Origin of the sequence: Pseudodesulfovibrio karagichevae, from assembly GCF_041414475.1 — a bacterium.
Taxonomy (GTDB): domain Bacteria; phylum Desulfobacterota; class Desulfovibrionia; order Desulfovibrionales; family Desulfovibrionaceae; genus Pseudodesulfovibrio; species Pseudodesulfovibrio karagichevae.
The window spans coordinates 1-15,131 of sequence record NZ_JBGLYH010000028.1 but is presented as its reverse complement, the minus strand read 5'-3'; the positions used below and the strand labels follow the sequence as shown (position 1 = coordinate 15,131).

The window sequence follows — 15,131 nt, the reverse complement described above, 5'->3', positions numbered from 1 at the left end:
TCGGGGTGACCGAAGGGCGGGATGGTTCCGTCCGCGGCCCCTGCCGTCTTGGAGGACGCATGGCCAACCACATACTCAAGCCCCTTGTCGACAACCTGCTGACCGTGGCGATCGCCCTGGTGCTCGCCCTGTTCATCCGCACCTTCCTGGTGCAGACGTTCTGGATTCCGTCCGGGTCCATGCTCGATACCCTGTGGGTGGACGACCACCTGCTGGTCTCCAAGTGCGCCTACGACGTGCGCCTGCCGTCCGACATCCGGCTCGACACCACGGACGGCAAGGTGCTGATGAAGACCGGCGACCCCGAGCGCGGCGACATCGTCGTCTTCAAGTTCCCGGAGGACGAGACCAAGGACTTCATCAAGCGCGTCATCGGCCTGCCGGGCGAGACCCTGGAGGTGCGCGATAAAGTGGTCTACATCAACGGCCGCCCGCTGGAGGAGCCGTACGCGCGGCACACCAAGTCCGACACCCTGCCCGTGCGCGACAACTTCGGCCCGGTGGTCATCCCGCCGGACCGGTACTTCGTCATGGGCGACAACCGCGAGGGCTCCTACGACTCCCGCTGGTGGGGCCCGGTGAAACGCTCCAAGATCGTGGGCAAGGCCCTGCTCATCTACTGGTCCTGGGGTTCGCTCACCGACATCAGGTTCGACCGTATCGGCACGTTGCTGAACTAGGGGCCGGTCGTTTCCCGGAATGAAAAAGCCGCTCTTCGGAGCGGCTTTTTTCGTTTGCGTTTTTTCAGCCCAATTGTGAATTCCAAAGCTAATTGCGACTGAACATCGATGACTGCGTCTGGAGTAAACGATCCATCAACCGGGCCGCACCCTCCGTTGGTTCCGCGCCTTCAACGCGCAGAACCACATGCACATTACCCGACTTCTCGCCACCGCCGCCATCGATGTCCGCAGACACGGTCTGAGGAGGCTTCCTCCTCTTCCCTTCCTGGGGTTCTATGACCGCTCCCGCCAGGCCTCGATCAAATTGTTCAGAGGAGTGTTAGCCATACTCGATCTCCGTCGCCAAAGGCACCCTATTGCCGGTTCAGCGTACCCTGTCCCCAGGGCCGACTGTGCTCATCCATAATGATTATCTCAACCACGCCAACCTGAGACTTTTGTAGAATCAATCGACCGTTCCACAATTCGTCACAACGCCCCCCCGAGCAATTGTCAACTCCGGCCATGTACTTGGTATCACTATCCATCATCGGGTATTCCAATTCAACAAGGCAATTGAACGGGGACATAAAATGGATAACTGATGATCCGTTTTCAACCGTCATTTCAGCGGGGACAGACTTCTTATCAACAGTAACTGCACCACGCCATTTTCCATTAAACTCTCCAGCCGAAGCCATTGCTCCCCAACCTAAGACCACAGTCAGAACAACCGACAATAACCAAAAACGGTTCAAACCCGCAATTTTCATATATTCACCATCCGTGTTTGTATTTTCCACTGTTAGCTCGAAAAGTGCCCATTCCCATTGACCCCGGCCTGCCTGCTCAGGACTGAGAAAAAACATCTCCCTGCCCCTGCCAAACAACATTGCCATAAACGCCCGAACCGTGATTGAGCGAGCCTCTTACCATCTTCGTGGTTCACGTCCTGCTGATCCCACGGAAGAGTGGAGAACAGAACCTCATTCAACCGGACCTCTCCTTCAGGGCGGGGCGCCCCCGTGAAGATAATCCTGACCCGCACCAAGGACCGCAGAAGTGGGTGGACTCGAATGGCGCAATGTCTATCGATTCTTTATGCACAGCAATCCCCGTCACATTGCCGTAATTTTTGGGAATTCTTCTTGCTGACATGTTGAACCGGTCGCGGTTGGCGTTGTGAATTTTGTTCATAGTGTTATCCATGTGCCCTTCAAGTTGTCAACTGCGATGTGGAGAGAGGCGGGAAGGGGGCTGGTTGCGATGAGCGTTGGAATTCACATCCGGAATGAAAAGCCGCTTCTCGGAGCGGCTTTTTTTGCGTTTTTTTCAGCCCAATGCTGGAAAGATCACCAATCGGTCTTGCGGCCGAAGAAGGGCTTGCCGTCCAGCCAGTCGGCCGTGCCGTCGATCAGCCCCTGTTCGGGATCGTCCGCGAGGAGCAGGGCCATGGCGCGGGCCATGAGCAGGTAGCCCGCCTCCAGGCCGAGGGAGCTTGCGCCGCGCAGGAGTCCGCTCTGGATGGAGTCGGCTATCTGCCGCATGATCGGATGGTTTTCGATGGGGGCCATGGCGTCCTGCGACAGGTTGCTGCGCAGGCACATGGTCTCGTCCACCGAGTTCCACCCCCGGCAGGCCAGGGGGCGGGCCGGGTAGACCGAGCAGCCGCCGTCCTCCAGGAACAGGCAGGGCAGCCGGTGGCGGATCATGCCGATTTCCCGCCAGCTCTTGCCCCTCAGGCCGTTCGTCAGGGCCCGCGCCCGGTCCGCCAGGTCCCGCAGCCGCTCCGGGGAGCGCGTCCCCAGCAGGTGCAGCCCCAGGAAGAGGGCCTCGGGCTCGGTCACGGCCACCTGGTTGTAGCAGCAGTGGATGCAGCCGCGCTTGCAGGCCGGGGGCGGGTCCAGCTGCAACTCGTCCAGCATGGACTCGCAGACGTCATACGCCTCGCGCACGGCGTCGTGCAGCGCCTTGACCGGATGGTCGGAAGATTCTCCCTGCGGGCGCAGGGCCGCTTCGAACGCCTCCATGCGCTCCCGCGAGAGACGGTCGGCCAGGGCCTCCCGCTGCGCCGCCGGGGACGCCAGGGGGAGTGCCGGGCCGCTGCGTGCCGGACGCCGTAACGAACGCTTTGCCTTGCCGGTCTTGGAACGTGAGCGGGCGGCCATGGGTCACCTCTGAAGTTCTCGGTGGATCGGGAGGGGGCTTCCCCCCACCTTCCTCCATCGGGTCAGAGGGGCCGGGTTGTCAAGAGATTGTTGGCCGGGCGGCGGGGCGCGGAGGGCCTTTCGGAGGCCGGGCAAGGGCGGGGCCGCAACACCGGCAGCAAAGCGGGAGGCCGTGCGGCCGTCTACATCCTCAGAAAGACGGCCTCGCCGGTCTCGTGGATGCTGAACATATCGGGCCTGAGCTTGAAGGCATAGAGAGAAAAGGCGTTGTTGCGCGGCCTGTCGGTCTCGTAGTCCCACCAGGGTATGGCGTCCGACGAGGGGACGGAAGGTTCCACCTCTGCGGCCGCCACCCACGCCCGGACAAAGGAATAGCCGGGGCCGAGGGCGTCCGCGAAGGACTCGGGCGTGACAGTCCGCAACCCCGTCGGGGTATCGGCGTCGGGCAGGAGCAGCATGGCCGGTGTGGAGCGGTTCGAGAGCAGGAGCCGGGTGATCCCGCCGCTTGCGTCGATGTATATGTCCAGCGGCTTCCGGCCCAACTGGCCTCTGAGGAAGCCGGACGTATCGAACCGGCCCAGGGGTGAGAGCAGGGTGACGAGCGTCCTGTCCGGGCCGATGGTCGCGATACGGGCCTTGCCCGTCATGGAGAGGGAGCCGCTGTAATAGTGCTGAAGTCGCCGGATCGGGTTGCGCCGGTCCTCGACGGTGATGTGGTTGACCAGGGTGACCGGGCCGTCCTGGGTGCGCATCTCGAAGCCCACGCTGTATACCTGTGTGGTGGCGCACAGGTTCGCCAGCGCGAAGGAGACCCCGGCCAGAACGAACGGCGCGACGAAAAGGTAGAGGGTGAAGGCGGCGAAATATCGGTACGCCGCAGACCGGAAAAAAGGGATCGTGACCAGCAGGACGACTGCGGAGACGGCGACCAGCGGCACGGCGATGTAGGCGAACATTGTCCCGGAATAGATCCATCCGGCCCAGGCGAGGGCGGCGAGAAACAGGTGTATGACCGCCTTTTCCTACCGGGGCAGCCGGAGGTCGGACGGGGGATGGATGTCTGGGGAGTGCATGTCTTTTGTCGTTCTCCGGTTGCATGTGCTCGTGCGGGATTGGGCGCGAGTGTAACGCCAATGTCGGAGAAAGGCCATGCCCGGTCGATGCGGCCGCCCCTTGCCAACCCGGCCCGCATGCCTTACTTCGTCCTTGCGTACCCCGTACGCGGGAATGATTATGAACAGCACCATACGGACCATATTGGTGGACGACGAGCCGCCCGCCCAGGACGAGCTGAACTATCTGCTCTCCTCCCACGCCGACATCGACGTGGTGGGCGCGGCGGGCAACGCGGCGGACGCGGTCAGGACCATCGCGGCCAAGCGGCCGGACCTGGTCTTCCTCGACATCCAGATGCCGGGCCGGGACGGGTTCTCCGTGCTCCAGGAGGTCATGGCCATGGAGCGCCAGCCCCTGGTCGTCTTCGTCACCGCCTTTGACGAGTACGCCATCCGCGCCTTTGACGAGAACGCGGTGGACTACCTGCTCAAGCCCGTGGACCCCAAGCGGCTGGCCGACAGCCTGGACCGGGTGCGCCGACGGCTGGCCGCCAGCGAGCACCGGGAGTCGAGTGAGGTCCTGCGCAGGCTGCTGGCGGGCGCGGGCATCAAGCCGGGCGTGACGCGCATCAGCGTGGAGCACTCGGGACGCAACATCCTCCTGAGCCCGCAGGAGATCGTCTATTTCAACTACGAGAACCGCAGGGTCCACGCCGGGACGCGCAACGCCGTGTACCCCTGCGCCTGCGACCTGACCCTGGACCGCCTCGAAGAACGGCTGGAGGGGTTCCCCTTTTTCCGGGCCAACCGCTCCCAGCTGGTCAACCTGGCCCTGGTGCGGACCTACGCCCCGTGGTTCAACGGCAAGTACGTGCTGACTATGCGCGACGAGGCCGAGACCGAGATCACGGTCAGCAAGGCGCGGGTCCGTCCGTTCAAGGACGCCATGGAACTGTAGGGGAGTGTGGGAGAACGCGGTGAACACTTTTGAAATCATCCTGACCCTGGCCGAGCGGTTCGGCCTCATGGTGGGCGTGGTCTTCCTGTTCATGACCATCATGCCCGTGCGGCGCATGCACTTCACCAGCGAGAGCTCCAGGCTGCGCACGGTCCTGGTGACCATCCTGTTCGGCCTGCTCGGCATCCTCGGCACCTACACCGGCAACGCGGTCTTCGACTCCGTGGCCAACCTGCGCGCCATGGTGGTCATCTCCGGCGGCCTGTTCGGCGGGCCGGTGGTCGGCATCGGCGCCGGGCTCATCGCCGGGGTGCACCGCATCGTTTTCGACCTCAACGGCTTCAGCGCCTATCCCTGCGGCATCTCCACCGCGCTGGAAGGCTTCGCGGCGGGCATGATCGCCTGGAAATACGGCGAAAAGGCCATGAACTGGCGGATGGCCTCTGCCCTGGCCCTGGTGGGCGAGGTCATGCACATGGGCCTGCTCCTGCTCATGTCCCGGCCGCTGCCCGAGGCGTGGGAGCTGGTCAAGCTCATCGCCCCGCCCATGATCCTGGTCAACGCCTTCGGCGCGGCCCTGTTCGTGGAGGTCATCAACCTGTTCTCCCGCGACCGCGAGCGGCGCGAGTCCCTGCACGCCCAGATCATCCTGGACATCGCCAACATGGCGGTCAGCTACCTGCGCCTGGGGCTGTCCATCGAGACCGCCGCGGCCACGGCCGAGATCATCTACAAGCGGGTGGGCGTGGCCGCCGTGGCCATCACCGACACCCGCGACGTGCTCGCCCACATCGGCGCGGGCGACGACCACCACCTGGCCGGGTGCGGGATCCGCACCAACGCCACCCGCGAGGTGGTCCGCACGGGCCAGTCCACCTTCCTGCACAGCGCCGACGACATCGGCTGCAACCACGCCGACTGCCCCATGACCTCGGCCATCATCGTGCCGCTGAAGAAGAACGACGAGATCGTGGGCACCCTCAAGTTCTACGGCAGCCGCGAGCGGCCGCTCAACGCCACTCTGTTCGAGGTGGCCAACGGCCTGGCCAACCTCTTCTCCACCCAGGTGGAGCTGGAGGACATCCAGATCAAGGAGCAGATGCTGGCCCACGCGGAGATCCGCCGCCTGCACGCCCAGATCAACCCGCATTTCCTGTTCAACTCCCTGAACACGATCACCTCGTTCTGCCGGACCAACTCCGAGCGCGCCCGCGAGCTGCTCATGGACCTGTCCCTGTACATGCGCCGCAACCTGGACCTCAGCCGGGGGTTCATCCCCCTGAGCGAGGAGCTGGAGCAGGTGCGCTCCTACCTGGCCATCGAGCAGGCCCGCTTCGGCGACCGCATCCAGGTGGTCTCGGACGTGGAGGCCGGGTGCGAGGACTGGCCCATCCCGCCGCTGACCATCCAGCCCCTGGTGGAGAACGCCATCCGCCACGGCGTGCTCGGCCGGGAGCAGGGCGGCACGGTCCGGCTGACCGCCCGGCGCGAGAACGGCTGCCTCGAGGTCCGCGTGGCCGACGACGGCGTGGGCATGGACCGCGAGACCCTTGATCGCGTCCTGAACACGGAGTGCGCCGACTCCGTGACCGGCGGCATCGGCATGCGCAACTGCCTGAGCCGCATGGAGCACATCTACGGCCGCCAGTTCGCCCCCGAGGTGGACAGCACCCCCGGCCTGGGCACGACCATCGTGCTCCATGTGCCGAACCGTGCCTGATCGCTCAATCAGGCGATACGTTTTTTCAGACCGGGAAAAGGTCGGTTCAGGCGGAAACCGTCGCATCCCCCTCAGGCAATCTCCTATATGAAAGTCGCCGCCCGGCGGCGTAACTTTTCATCGGAGGTTGTGAAACATGCTATTCTTCTTCGGCTGCATAGCCCTTCTCATCGCGGGGTACTTCGTCTACGGCACGTTCGTGGACCGCATCTTCGGTTCGGATGAGAACCGCGTCACTCCGGCCATCGCCATGGCCGACGGCATCGACTACATGGTCATGCCCAAGTGGAAGCTCATCTTCATCCAGGTGCTCGACATCGCGGGCATCGGTCCCATTTTCGGCCCCATCCTGGGCGCGCTCTACGGCCCCGTGGCCATGATCTGGATCGTCATCGGCTGCATCTTCGGCGGCGCGGTGCACGACTATTTCTCCGGCATGCTCTCCGTGCGCAACAACGGCGCGTCCATCCCCGAGGTCGTCGGCGAGTACCTCGGCATGCCCGCGCGTCAGGTCATGCGCCTGTTCTCGTTCATCCTGCTCATGCTCGTCGGCGTGGTCTTCGTGCTCTCCCCGGCCAAGCTCCTGAACGGCCTGACCGGCATCAACACCGGCCTGCTGGTCGCCTGCATCTTCGGCTACTACTTCCTGGCCACCATCCTGCCCATCGACAAGATCATCGGCCGCATCTACCCGCTGCTCGGCTTCCTGCTCCTGGCCATGACCTCCGCCCTGTTCGTGGCCCTGATGTTCTCCGGCCACCAGGTCCTGCCCAACCTGAACTTCAGCAACATGCACCCGGCCGACAAGCCCATTTGGCCGCTGCTCTTCATCACCATCTCGTGCAGCGCCATCTCCGGCTTCCACTCCACCCAGTCGCCGCTCATGGCCCGCTGTGTGGAGAATGAGCGCCAGGGCCGCGCCGTGTTCTACGGCTCCATGATCATCGAAGGCATCATCGGCCTGATCTGGTGCGCGCTCGGCGTGTCCTTCTACGACAACCCGCAGGCCCTGTCCGCGGTCATCGCCGCCGGCTCTCCGTCCGCGGTCGTGGCCGAGATCTCCCACTCCCTGCTCGGCACCGTCGGCGGCGGCCTGGCCATCCTGGCCGTCATCGTCCTGCCCATCACCAGCGGCGACACCGCCTTTAGGTCCACCCGCCTGATCGTGGCCGAGACCTTCAAGATCAAGCAGGAGGCCATCAGCAAGCGTCTGCTGATCTCCGTGCCGCTGTTCGTCATCGGCTTCGTCATCTCCACCCAGAACTTCTCGACCATCTGGCGGTACTTCGGCTTCTCCAACCAGTGCCTGAGCGCCCTGGTCCTGTGGGCGTCCGCCGCCTACCTGGCCCAGCGCGGCAAGCTGCACTGGATCGCCACCCTGCCCGCAATCTTCATGACCGCGGTGTGCGTGACCTTCATCGCCAACGCCAAGATCGGCTTCGGCTTGGATTACGACACCTCCGTGATCATCGGCCTGATCGGCGCGGCGGTGGCGTTCGCCATCTTCCTGTTCAAGTACGTCTTCTCCGGAAAGACCGTCGTGGAGACCTCCGCCTAGCCGCCGCAACAGGCTCGATAGGCATTGCAATACGAAAGGGCCCGCTCCTTCCGGAGCGGGCCCTTTCCCGTCCGGCACCCTGCATTGGAGAGGGCGTTGCGCAAGAACCGACTACCGGGCCCCCCATGCCGTGGCGGGAACGACTGACGATCCAGGTGGACATGGACCGCGAATACGACGCGGTGCGGAGCGTCGGGCCGGTCGGCCGGGAAGACGTCCACGGTCCGGCTCCTCGACTTCATCGGGCGGAACCTTGAGCGCGGTTGACCCGTCGAAGAGAAGCGGGCCGCCGCTCCCGCCGCGGGGCTACGCCCCGGCCGTGAGGGCCTGTTCCAGGACGCGTCTTGCGAACTCCGTTCCCCGGGCCTTGGTCTCGGCGGTCATGTCGCCGGGCTCCCGGCATTCGCCTATGTGCAGCTCGCCGACCAGCCGGGCCTGCAGGGCCTTGGCGGTCTTGCGGAAGGCCGTGAAGACCAGTTCGTTGTTCTCGTAAATCCCCCCGCCGGTCGCCAGCAGGGCGAACCCCTTTCCCCGCACCAGGGAATTTTGCTCCGGTTCCCCGTACCGCGTGATGAGCGCGTTGGTCCGGTCCACCAGGGCCTTGAGCTGGGCGGTCATGCCCCAGTAATACACCGGGGTCGCGAAGACGATGGTATCCGCCTCGATCATGCATTCCAGGGTTTCGATAGCATCGTCATGCTGCACGCAGCCGATGCGGTCGGGAACCTTGCGGCATGCTCCGCATCCGAGACAGCCGCCGATCATCTTGCGGGCGACGTGAATCCGGCGCACGCGGTGCCCCTGCTCCCTGAATTCCGATTCCGCCTTCTCCAATATCGTGGCCGTGTTCCCCCTGGCCCTGGGGCTGCCGAGCAACGTCAGTATGTTCATTTTCGCTCCTTGCGGTTGGTGTGAATGGAGATTGACGGCAACGCTAAGCCCGCATAAATGATATGTGAAATGAATTGTTTTCTTTAAAATGATGAACAGGACGCATTCAATGCAGTTGCCCACCGAGTATTTACGGACCTTTTTGGCCGTGGCCGGCACCCGAAGTTTCACCAGGGCGGGTGAGCAGGTGAACCGCTCGCAATCGGCCGTGAGCGTGCAGATCAGAAGGCTTGAGGAGGAAGTGGGCCGCCCCTTGTTCGTCCGGGACGGGAAGACGGCCAGGCTCACCCCGGACGGGAAGCTGTTGATCTCCCATGCGCGGGATATCGTGCAGCGGCATGACGCCGCCGTGCTGGCGCTCTCGGACGCGCATCCGGAGGGGATCGTCCGGTTCGGTGCGCCCGAACACTACACCATGGGGCTGTTGCCGAGGCTGCTCGCCGGGTTCGCGGAGAGCGATCCGGGCGTTTTCGTGGAGGTGCACTGCCGCACGAGCGACGTGATCAGGAAGGGGCTGGACGAGGGGGAGCTGGATATCGGCCTGTGCACCGACGACTATGAAGGCGGGCAGGTGATCTGCCGGGACAGGCTGGTCTGGGCGGCCCGCCCGGGCTTTGACCTGAACCGGGCGCTTCCCCTGGCGGTGGAGGAAGGGTGTATTTTTCACGAATGGGCGCAGCGGGCCTTGGCGGATGCCGGGCGCGCCTACCGGATCGTCTACGAGAGCAGGGGGCTGTCCGGCGTTCTTGACGCGGCCCGCGCGGGGCTGGCCATAACCCCGGCCATCGGGCGCACGCTGCCGTCCGACCTGGCGGCCTTTGGCGCGCGGCACGGCCTGCCCGCGCTGCCGCCGTCAAGCATCGTCCTGCATACCCGGGACAATCCCCCGTCCGGGCACGTCGCCCGCTTCAGGGAGCATCTGGTGGCCGCCTTCCTCGAAGAGGACGAATCCTCCCGGTAAGCGGCGTCCTTTAACGCTGGATGTCCAGCTCGCGTTTCTTGGTGTAGATGAAGCGGACCATCTCGTACTCGAAGGGCGAGCCGGTGGAGTGGTAGCTGAAGGCGGTGTTGGCCCGGATGTTCAGGCCGCGCAGGACCAGGTCGGTCATGTCCAGGGGGGTGCCGTCTTCGATGCCCGCGGCCTGGTAGAGCATCTCCACCTCCACGTAGAGGATCAGGATGTCCCCGCCGAAGCCCACGGCGTCGCGCACGTTGGACGGGCCCATGATCGGCATGACGAAGTACGGGCCGGGACCGAGCCCCCAGTACCCCAGGGTCTGGCCCACGTCCTCGTTCTGGCGCGGCAGCTTCTTGTTGCGCGAGGCCAGGTCGCGCACGCCGAGCAGGCCGAAGCTGGAGTTGATCAAAAAGCGCGAGAACGAGATGGCCACCTTCCTGAAGCGGCCCTGCAGCAGGCTGTTGAACGCGGTGGGCAGCTCGTTGAGGTTGGCGAAGAAGTTCTTCACCCCGGAGCGCACGGGCGCCGGGAGCACGAGCCGGTACACGTTGGCCGCCGGGAGCATGACGTACTTGTCCAGGGTGGCGTTGACCTCGTACAGGTTGCGGTTCATGGGCTCCCACGGGTCGTAGATGTCCAGGAAGCGCAGGGACTGCGAGTTCTCCTCGGGCCAGTGGTGCACCGTGGTCCGGAACCCGGAGGGCGCGAGCCCGGCCTGCGGGTCGGTCACATCCACGACTTTGGGGCCGCACCCGCTGACGAGGAACAGGGCCAGAACGGCCGGGAAGAGCAGGAACCCCACGCGCGCGTTCACGGCTTCACCAGTTCCTTCATCACCCGGACGAACGCCGGGTGCATCATGTTGCCGCAGTGCCCGCCGTGCTCGAAAAGGTGCGCCCGCTTGCCGAAGACCGTCTCCAGGAAGCGCAGGTCCTGCGCGTCGAGGATGACGTCGTCTTTGTTCCCCGCCACCACGACCTTGTCCGTCTTCGCCAGCCAGTCCCGAATGGATTCCAGGCTGGAGCGCCGGATCGCCTCGGCCCGGGTGATGGTCGGGTCGTTGTAGTGCAGGTAGGGCAGCAGGTACTCGTCCAGGTAGCTCTCGAACGGGATGTCGAAGGCCTGCCGGGCATAGGGCAGCAGCGGGCTGGACGTCTTGAGCGGATAGTTCTCCGGCGGGACCAGGTACTCGGCCTGGAGGCAGACGTCCGAGGAGAAGATCATGGATGCGGACGAGACCCGGAACGCGGCCCCGATCAGGGTCTTGAAGTCGCGTTCATTCAGCCCGATGTCCGTGATCATGTCGTACAGGAAATCGTCGTCCAGGTCGGTCACGTCGGCGTGCAGGTAGTAGTCGGAAAAGCGGTCGATGAACCCCTCGATCTCCCGGTGCACCGTGGTCCGCCCCAGGTTCTCCTCGGTCAGCCAGGCGTCCAGCCGGGTCACCGAGCGGTACAGGGACACGGGCGGGTTGATCATCAGGACGTGCCGGAAGTCGAACTCGCGGGTCTCGGCGTCCCGTTTGGCCAGGAAGGCCGCGTGCAGGCCGCCCAGGCTGTACCCGGCCACGCTGTACCCGGTGATCGTGCACTCCTTGGCCAGTTCCTCGCGGATCCAGCCCATGACCCGGTCCAGGTCGGCCACGTCATAGGGCACGTAGCCCGGCACCCCGTGCTCCGAGGCGCTGATGACGAAATTCATGTGCGTGGGCGAGGACAGGGCGACCACGTGGTACCCGGCCTCGTGGAACACCTGGGTCAGGAAGGACATCTTGCCCGAGTTGTGCTCCGCGCCCGTGCCCGCGATGACGAACATGAGCGGGGCGGGATGGTCCTGCAGCGCGGTGGTGAAGAACATGTCCCGGCTGTAGGAGAAGACGTCGGGCACGCGCCGCCCCTCGATGCGGATGGCCCGGACGTCCGGCCGGACCGGGTTCTCGAACTGGTAGCGCAGCTTGGCGGGCGTGCCCAGCACCGTGGCCCGGTACGGGTCCGCGAAGGGATACGGCTGCTCCTCCTCGGCCGCCGGGGCGACAGTGGGCAGGAGCAGCAGGGCAAGGATAAGGGCTAGGACCGTTCGCATATTCTCGCGGGTAAAAATGACCGGCAGGGCCAGGATTGCCCATCTTACTAGCCCGAGGCCGGGGGAAAAGCAATGATATCGGAGAATACTCGCGGTTTTCCTCGAATTTCGCCGGGCTGGAGACGAGGATGATTTTTTGCCGGATACATGCTGCCGGAACGGGCACAATGTGGTAAGAGTGGCGGTAATCGGAATACCAGGGCGTCGCGGCGCTCTTCTCCAACCAGCCAAACCTTTGGAGGGAACATGATTGTCATCAACGTGAACGGCAAGGACCGACAGGTCGACGTCGACCCGGACACCCCCCTGCTGTGGGTCCTGCGGGACGATCTCGGGGTCACCAGCGTCAAGTACGGCTGCGGTGAGGGCATGTGCGGGGTCTGCACCGTGCTCATCGACGGCGCGGCAGAGCGGTCCTGCGTGACCCCGGTCTCCAGCGTGGGCAAGGGCAAGGTCGTGACTATCGAGGGCCTGCCCGAGGACCATCCCGTGAAGCTGGCCTGGATCGAGAACCAGGTGCCCCAGTGCGGCTACTGCCAGCCCGGCATGATGCTCCAGGCCGTGGACGTGCTGACCCACGGCAAGGACCTGTCCGAGGCGGGCCTGGCTTCGGCCATGGACGACTTCACCTGCCGCTGCGGCACCCATCCGCGAGTTCTTCCGGCCATGAAGCAGGCCGCCGCAACCATGAAGAAGGGGAGCAAGTCATGACCGCATCACTGACCCGACGGCAATTTCTGAAGAACGGCTGCCTGGTCCTGGCCGTGGCCGCCGTTTCCGGCGGCGTGACCCTGGTGAACCTTTCCCCGGCCTCGGCCGCCGCGAACTTCAAGCCCCACGCCTTCCTGGAGATCGCCCCGGACGACACGATCACCGTCTGGGTCGGCCAGACCAACCTGGGCCAGGGCACCCAGACCGGCATCGCCATGATCATCGCCGACGAGCTCGACGCGGACTGGAACCGCGTGGGAGTGCGCATGGCCCTGGCCGCCGACGTGTTCAAGGACCCCAAGTGGGGCGTCCAGCTGACCGCCGGGAGCACCAGTATCCGGCACCGCTGGGACCTCCTGCGCACGGTGGGCGCCGCGGCCCGGCTCATGCTCCTGCGCGCCGCCGCCGAAGAGTGGAACGTCGACCCGGCCAGGTGCTCCACCAAATCCGGCAAGGTCCACGGTCCGGACGGGCGCAGCTTGAGCTACGGCCGACTGACCGACGCGGCCTCCAGGCAGGAGGTCCCCAAGGACTCGCCGTTCAAGAACGCGCGGGACTACACCATCATGGGCACCTATCGCCGCCGGTTCGACATGGTCGACAAGGTCCAGGGCCGTACCCAGTTCGGCCTGGACGTCCGGATGCCGGACATGCTCATCGCCGTGCTGGCCCGCCCGCCGCGCTACGGGGCCAAGCCCGAGTCCTATGACGAGAAGGCGGCCATGGCGGTCAAGGGCGTGCGCAAGGTCCTGCCGTACGACGGCAAGGTCGCCGTGTTCGCCGAGACCACCCACGCCGCGCTCAAGGGGCGCGACGCATTGGCCGTCAAGTGGTCCAAGGGGGACGTGCCCGACCTGAGCGACAAGTACATCGCCGATCTCTTCGGCGAGAAGATGTCCGGCCCCGGCGCGATCCTCAGCCAGGGCGACGCGGAAAAGGCCCTGGCCGGCGCGGCCTCCGTCATCGAGGCCTCGTACTCGGTGCCCTTCGTGTCCCACGCCCAGCTGGAGCCGACCAACTGCACGGCCTTCGTCGAAGCGGACCGCTGCCGCGTCTGGGCCCCCACCCAGGGCCAGACCGCCTCGCTCCAGGCGGCCGCCGAGGCCACCGGGCTGCCCGTGGACAAGATCGAGGTCATGACCACCTTCTGCGGCGGCGGGTTCGGACGGCGCATCGAGTCGGACGTGGTCACCGAGGCCGTGGCCCTGTCCAAGGCGGTCGGCCGCCCGGTCAAGGTCATGTGGACCCGCGAGGACGACTTCTCGGACGACGTCTACCGCCCGGCCAGCGTCTGCCATATCCAGGGCGGCCTGGACGCGCAGGGCGACATCACGGCCTGGCGGCACAAGATCGCCTCCCCGTCGATCTTCTCGCGCGTGAGCCCCGAGGCGGTCAAGGACGGCATGGATTCCTCGTCCATCCAGGGGCTCGACGACATGCCCTACAAGCTGCCCAACCGGCTGATCGAGTACGTGCTGGTGGACCTGCCCATGCGCGTGGGCTGGCTGCGCTCCGTGGCCTATTCCTACAACGTCTTCACCGTGGAATCCTTCATGGACGAACTGGCCCGCAAGGCGGGCAAGGACCCGGTGGCCTTCCGCCTGGCCCTGCTCGAACCCGGCTCCCGGCCCCACAAGCTGCTCACCGCCCTGGCGGAGAAGTCCGGCTGGAACACCCCGGTCCCGCCCGGCCGGGGACGCGGCGTGGCCCTGACCGACTGCTTCGAGTCCGTGGCCGGACACATGGCCGAGGTCTCGGTGGACCGCGCCAGCGGCAAGGTCACCGTGCATCGGCTCGTCTGCGTGGTCGACTCCGGCGTCTCGGTCTACCCCGACGCGCTCACCGCCCAGATGGAGGGCGGGGCGATCATCGGCCTGTCCATGACCTTCAACGAGGCCATGCGCTTCGCCGACGGCGGCGTGGCCTCGACCAACTACAGCGGCTACCCGCTCCTGAGCATGACCCAGGTCCCGGAAAAGGTGGAGGTGCACATGATCGACAGCGGCGCCAAGGCCGGCGGTATCGGCGAACCCAGCGTCCCGACCGTGGCCCCGGCCGTGGCCAACGCCATCTTCAACGCCACCGGCGTCCGCCTCCGCGACCTCCCCCTGGACACCAGCAAGTTGAAAAAGGCCTAGCCACACTGTCAGAGGTTAATCAAAAAAGCCGCCCATCGGGCGGCTTTTTTGATTGCCTCCGGCGGCCGGGGGAAGGGGAGAAGGGAACCCTTTGAGAAAAGGGTTCCCTGTGCAACCGGAAACATGGGTAACACTTCTGCCCGGGTACATGGGTAACACTTTTATTGTTCGTCCACCGGTTCCGGGGGCCTGATCAGGCCCCCGGAACCGGTGGCGGGCAGGACGCCGAG

The 15,131-nt window shown here is 65.1% G+C and carries 13 protein-coding genes; 7 read left to right on the top strand and 6 right to left on the bottom strand.

Going from position 1 to position 15,131, the window contains the following annotated elements; genetic code table 11:
- Nucleotides 1-59: 59 nt before the first annotated feature.
- Entirely contained in the window at nt 60-680 is a 621-nt protein-coding gene (gene lepB / locus AB6M95_RS10870) for a signal peptidase I (RefSeq protein ID WP_371386774.1), read from the top strand.
- A gap of 356 nt (nt 681-1,036) precedes the next feature.
- Here lepB and AB6M95_RS10865 read toward each other — a convergent pair whose 3' ends face one another.
- The 3 genes from AB6M95_RS10865 to AB6M95_RS10855 all read right to left on the bottom strand — a co-directional run bounded on the left by AB6M95_RS10865 (nt 1,037) and on the right by AB6M95_RS10855 (nt 3,786).
- Nucleotides 1,037-1,531, bottom strand: coding sequence for a hypothetical protein (locus AB6M95_RS10865; protein WP_371386773.1), 495 nt, complete (start codon nt 1,529-1,531; stop codon nt 1,037-1,039).
- A 483-nt stretch (nt 1,532-2,014) separates the two neighbouring features.
- Complete coding sequence (locus tag AB6M95_RS10860; protein WP_371386772.1) at nt 2,015-2,830, bottom strand: YkgJ family cysteine cluster protein; 816 nt, start codon at nt 2,828-2,830, stop codon at nt 2,015-2,017.
- A 182-nt stretch (nt 2,831-3,012) separates the two neighbouring features.
- On the bottom strand, nt 3,013-3,786 hold the full coding sequence (locus AB6M95_RS10855) for a hypothetical protein (RefSeq protein WP_371386771.1): 774 nt from the start codon (nt 3,784-3,786) through the stop codon (nt 3,013-3,015).
- A 277-nt stretch (nt 3,787-4,063) separates the two neighbouring features.
- Here AB6M95_RS10855 and AB6M95_RS10850 point away from each other — a divergent pair, with 277 nt between their 5' ends.
- The 3 genes from AB6M95_RS10850 to AB6M95_RS10840 all read left to right on the top strand — a co-directional run bounded on the left by AB6M95_RS10850 (nt 4,064) and on the right by AB6M95_RS10840 (nt 8,121).
- Complete coding sequence (locus AB6M95_RS10850) at nt 4,064-4,843, top strand: LytR/AlgR family response regulator transcription factor (RefSeq protein ID WP_371386770.1); 780 nt, start codon at nt 4,064-4,066, stop codon at nt 4,841-4,843.
- A 19-nt stretch (nt 4,844-4,862) separates the two neighbouring features.
- Nucleotides 4,863-6,563 carry a LytS/YhcK type 5TM receptor domain-containing protein gene (locus tag AB6M95_RS10845; protein ID WP_371386769.1) on the top strand — a complete coding sequence of 567 codons (1,701 nt, stop codon included), beginning with the start codon at nt 4,863-4,865 and terminating at the stop codon, nt 6,561-6,563.
- Between the two features lie 136 nt (nt 6,564-6,699).
- The gene (locus AB6M95_RS10840) at nt 6,700-8,121 is read left to right on the top strand and encodes a carbon starvation CstA family protein (protein ID WP_371386768.1); all 1,422 of its coding nucleotides are present in this window, start codon (nt 6,700-6,702) and stop codon (nt 8,119-8,121) included.
- 306 nt (nt 8,122-8,427) lie between these two features.
- On the opposite strand, the gene AB6M95_RS10835 is transcribed toward AB6M95_RS10840, so the two are convergent.
- Nucleotides 8,428-9,012 (bottom strand): flavodoxin family protein, encoded by a 585-nt coding sequence (locus AB6M95_RS10835; RefSeq protein WP_371386767.1) that lies wholly within the window; start codon nt 9,010-9,012, stop codon nt 8,428-8,430.
- A gap of 109 nt (nt 9,013-9,121) precedes the next feature.
- Between AB6M95_RS10835 and AB6M95_RS10830 the strand changes: the two genes are divergently transcribed.
- Complete coding sequence (locus AB6M95_RS10830) at nt 9,122-9,973, top strand: LysR family transcriptional regulator (protein WP_371386766.1); 852 nt, start codon at nt 9,122-9,124, stop codon at nt 9,971-9,973.
- Between the two features lie 10 nt (nt 9,974-9,983).
- On the opposite strand, the gene AB6M95_RS10825 is transcribed toward AB6M95_RS10830, so the two are convergent.
- Together AB6M95_RS10825 and AB6M95_RS10820 are read right to left on the bottom strand one after the other, a co-directional pair.
- Nucleotides 9,984-10,784, bottom strand: a complete 801-nt coding sequence (locus AB6M95_RS10825) for an MlaA family lipoprotein (protein WP_371386765.1) — start codon at nt 10,782-10,784, stop codon at nt 9,984-9,986.
- On the bottom strand, nt 10,781-12,052 hold the full coding sequence (locus tag AB6M95_RS10820) for an alpha/beta hydrolase (protein ID WP_371386764.1): 1,272 nt from the start codon (nt 12,050-12,052) through the stop codon (nt 10,781-10,783). Before AB6M95_RS10820 ends, AB6M95_RS10825 begins: the two co-directional genes overlap by 4 nt.
- 246 nt (nt 12,053-12,298) lie before the next feature.
- Here AB6M95_RS10820 and AB6M95_RS10815 point away from each other — a divergent pair, with 246 nt between their 5' ends.
- Nucleotides 12,299-12,763, top strand: a complete 465-nt coding sequence (locus tag AB6M95_RS10815; RefSeq protein WP_371386763.1) for a (2Fe-2S)-binding protein — start codon at nt 12,299-12,301, stop codon at nt 12,761-12,763.
- Nucleotides 12,760-14,901, top strand: a complete 2,142-nt coding sequence (locus AB6M95_RS10810) for a xanthine dehydrogenase family protein molybdopterin-binding subunit (protein WP_371386762.1) — start codon at nt 12,760-12,762, stop codon at nt 14,899-14,901. Before AB6M95_RS10815 ends, AB6M95_RS10810 begins: the two co-directional genes overlap by 4 nt.
- Nucleotides 14,902-15,131 lie beyond the last annotated feature (230 nt).

Excerpts from the sequence above, each read along its gene's own strand:
- AB6M95_RS10840 (WP_371386768.1), top strand. The coding sequence starts at position 6,700 with ATGCTATTCTTCTTCGGCTGCATAGCCCTTCTCATCGCGGGGTACTTC.
- AB6M95_RS10830 (WP_371386766.1), top strand. The coding sequence starts at position 9,122 with ATGCAGTTGCCCACCGAGTATTTACGGACCTTTTTGGCCGTGGCCGGC.
- AB6M95_RS10850 (WP_371386770.1), top strand. The coding sequence starts at position 4,064 with ATGAACAGCACCATACGGACCATATTGGTGGACGACGAGCCGCCCGCC.
- AB6M95_RS10820 (WP_371386764.1), bottom strand. The coding sequence starts at position 12,052 with ATGCGAACGGTCCTAGCCCTTATCCTTGCCCTGCTGCTCCTGCCCACT.
- AB6M95_RS10855 (WP_371386771.1), bottom strand. The coding sequence starts at position 3,786 with ATGTTCGCCTACATCGCCGTGCCGCTGGTCGCCGTCTCCGCAGTCGTC.
- AB6M95_RS10810 (WP_371386762.1), top strand. The coding sequence starts at position 12,760 with ATGACCGCATCACTGACCCGACGGCAATTTCTGAAGAACGGCTGCCTG.
- AB6M95_RS10865 (WP_371386773.1), bottom strand. The coding sequence starts at position 1,531 with ATGTTTTTTCTCAGTCCTGAGCAGGCAGGCCGGGGTCAATGGGAATGG.
- AB6M95_RS10815 (WP_371386763.1), top strand. The coding sequence starts at position 12,299 with ATGATTGTCATCAACGTGAACGGCAAGGACCGACAGGTCGACGTCGAC.
- AB6M95_RS10835 (WP_371386767.1), bottom strand. The coding sequence starts at position 9,012 with ATGAACATACTGACGTTGCTCGGCAGCCCCAGGGCCAGGGGGAACACG.
- lepB (WP_371386774.1), top strand. The coding sequence starts at position 60 with ATGGCCAACCACATACTCAAGCCCCTTGTCGACAACCTGCTGACCGTG.
- AB6M95_RS10860 (WP_371386772.1), bottom strand. The coding sequence starts at position 2,830 with ATGGCCGCCCGCTCACGTTCCAAGACCGGCAAGGCAAAGCGTTCGTTA.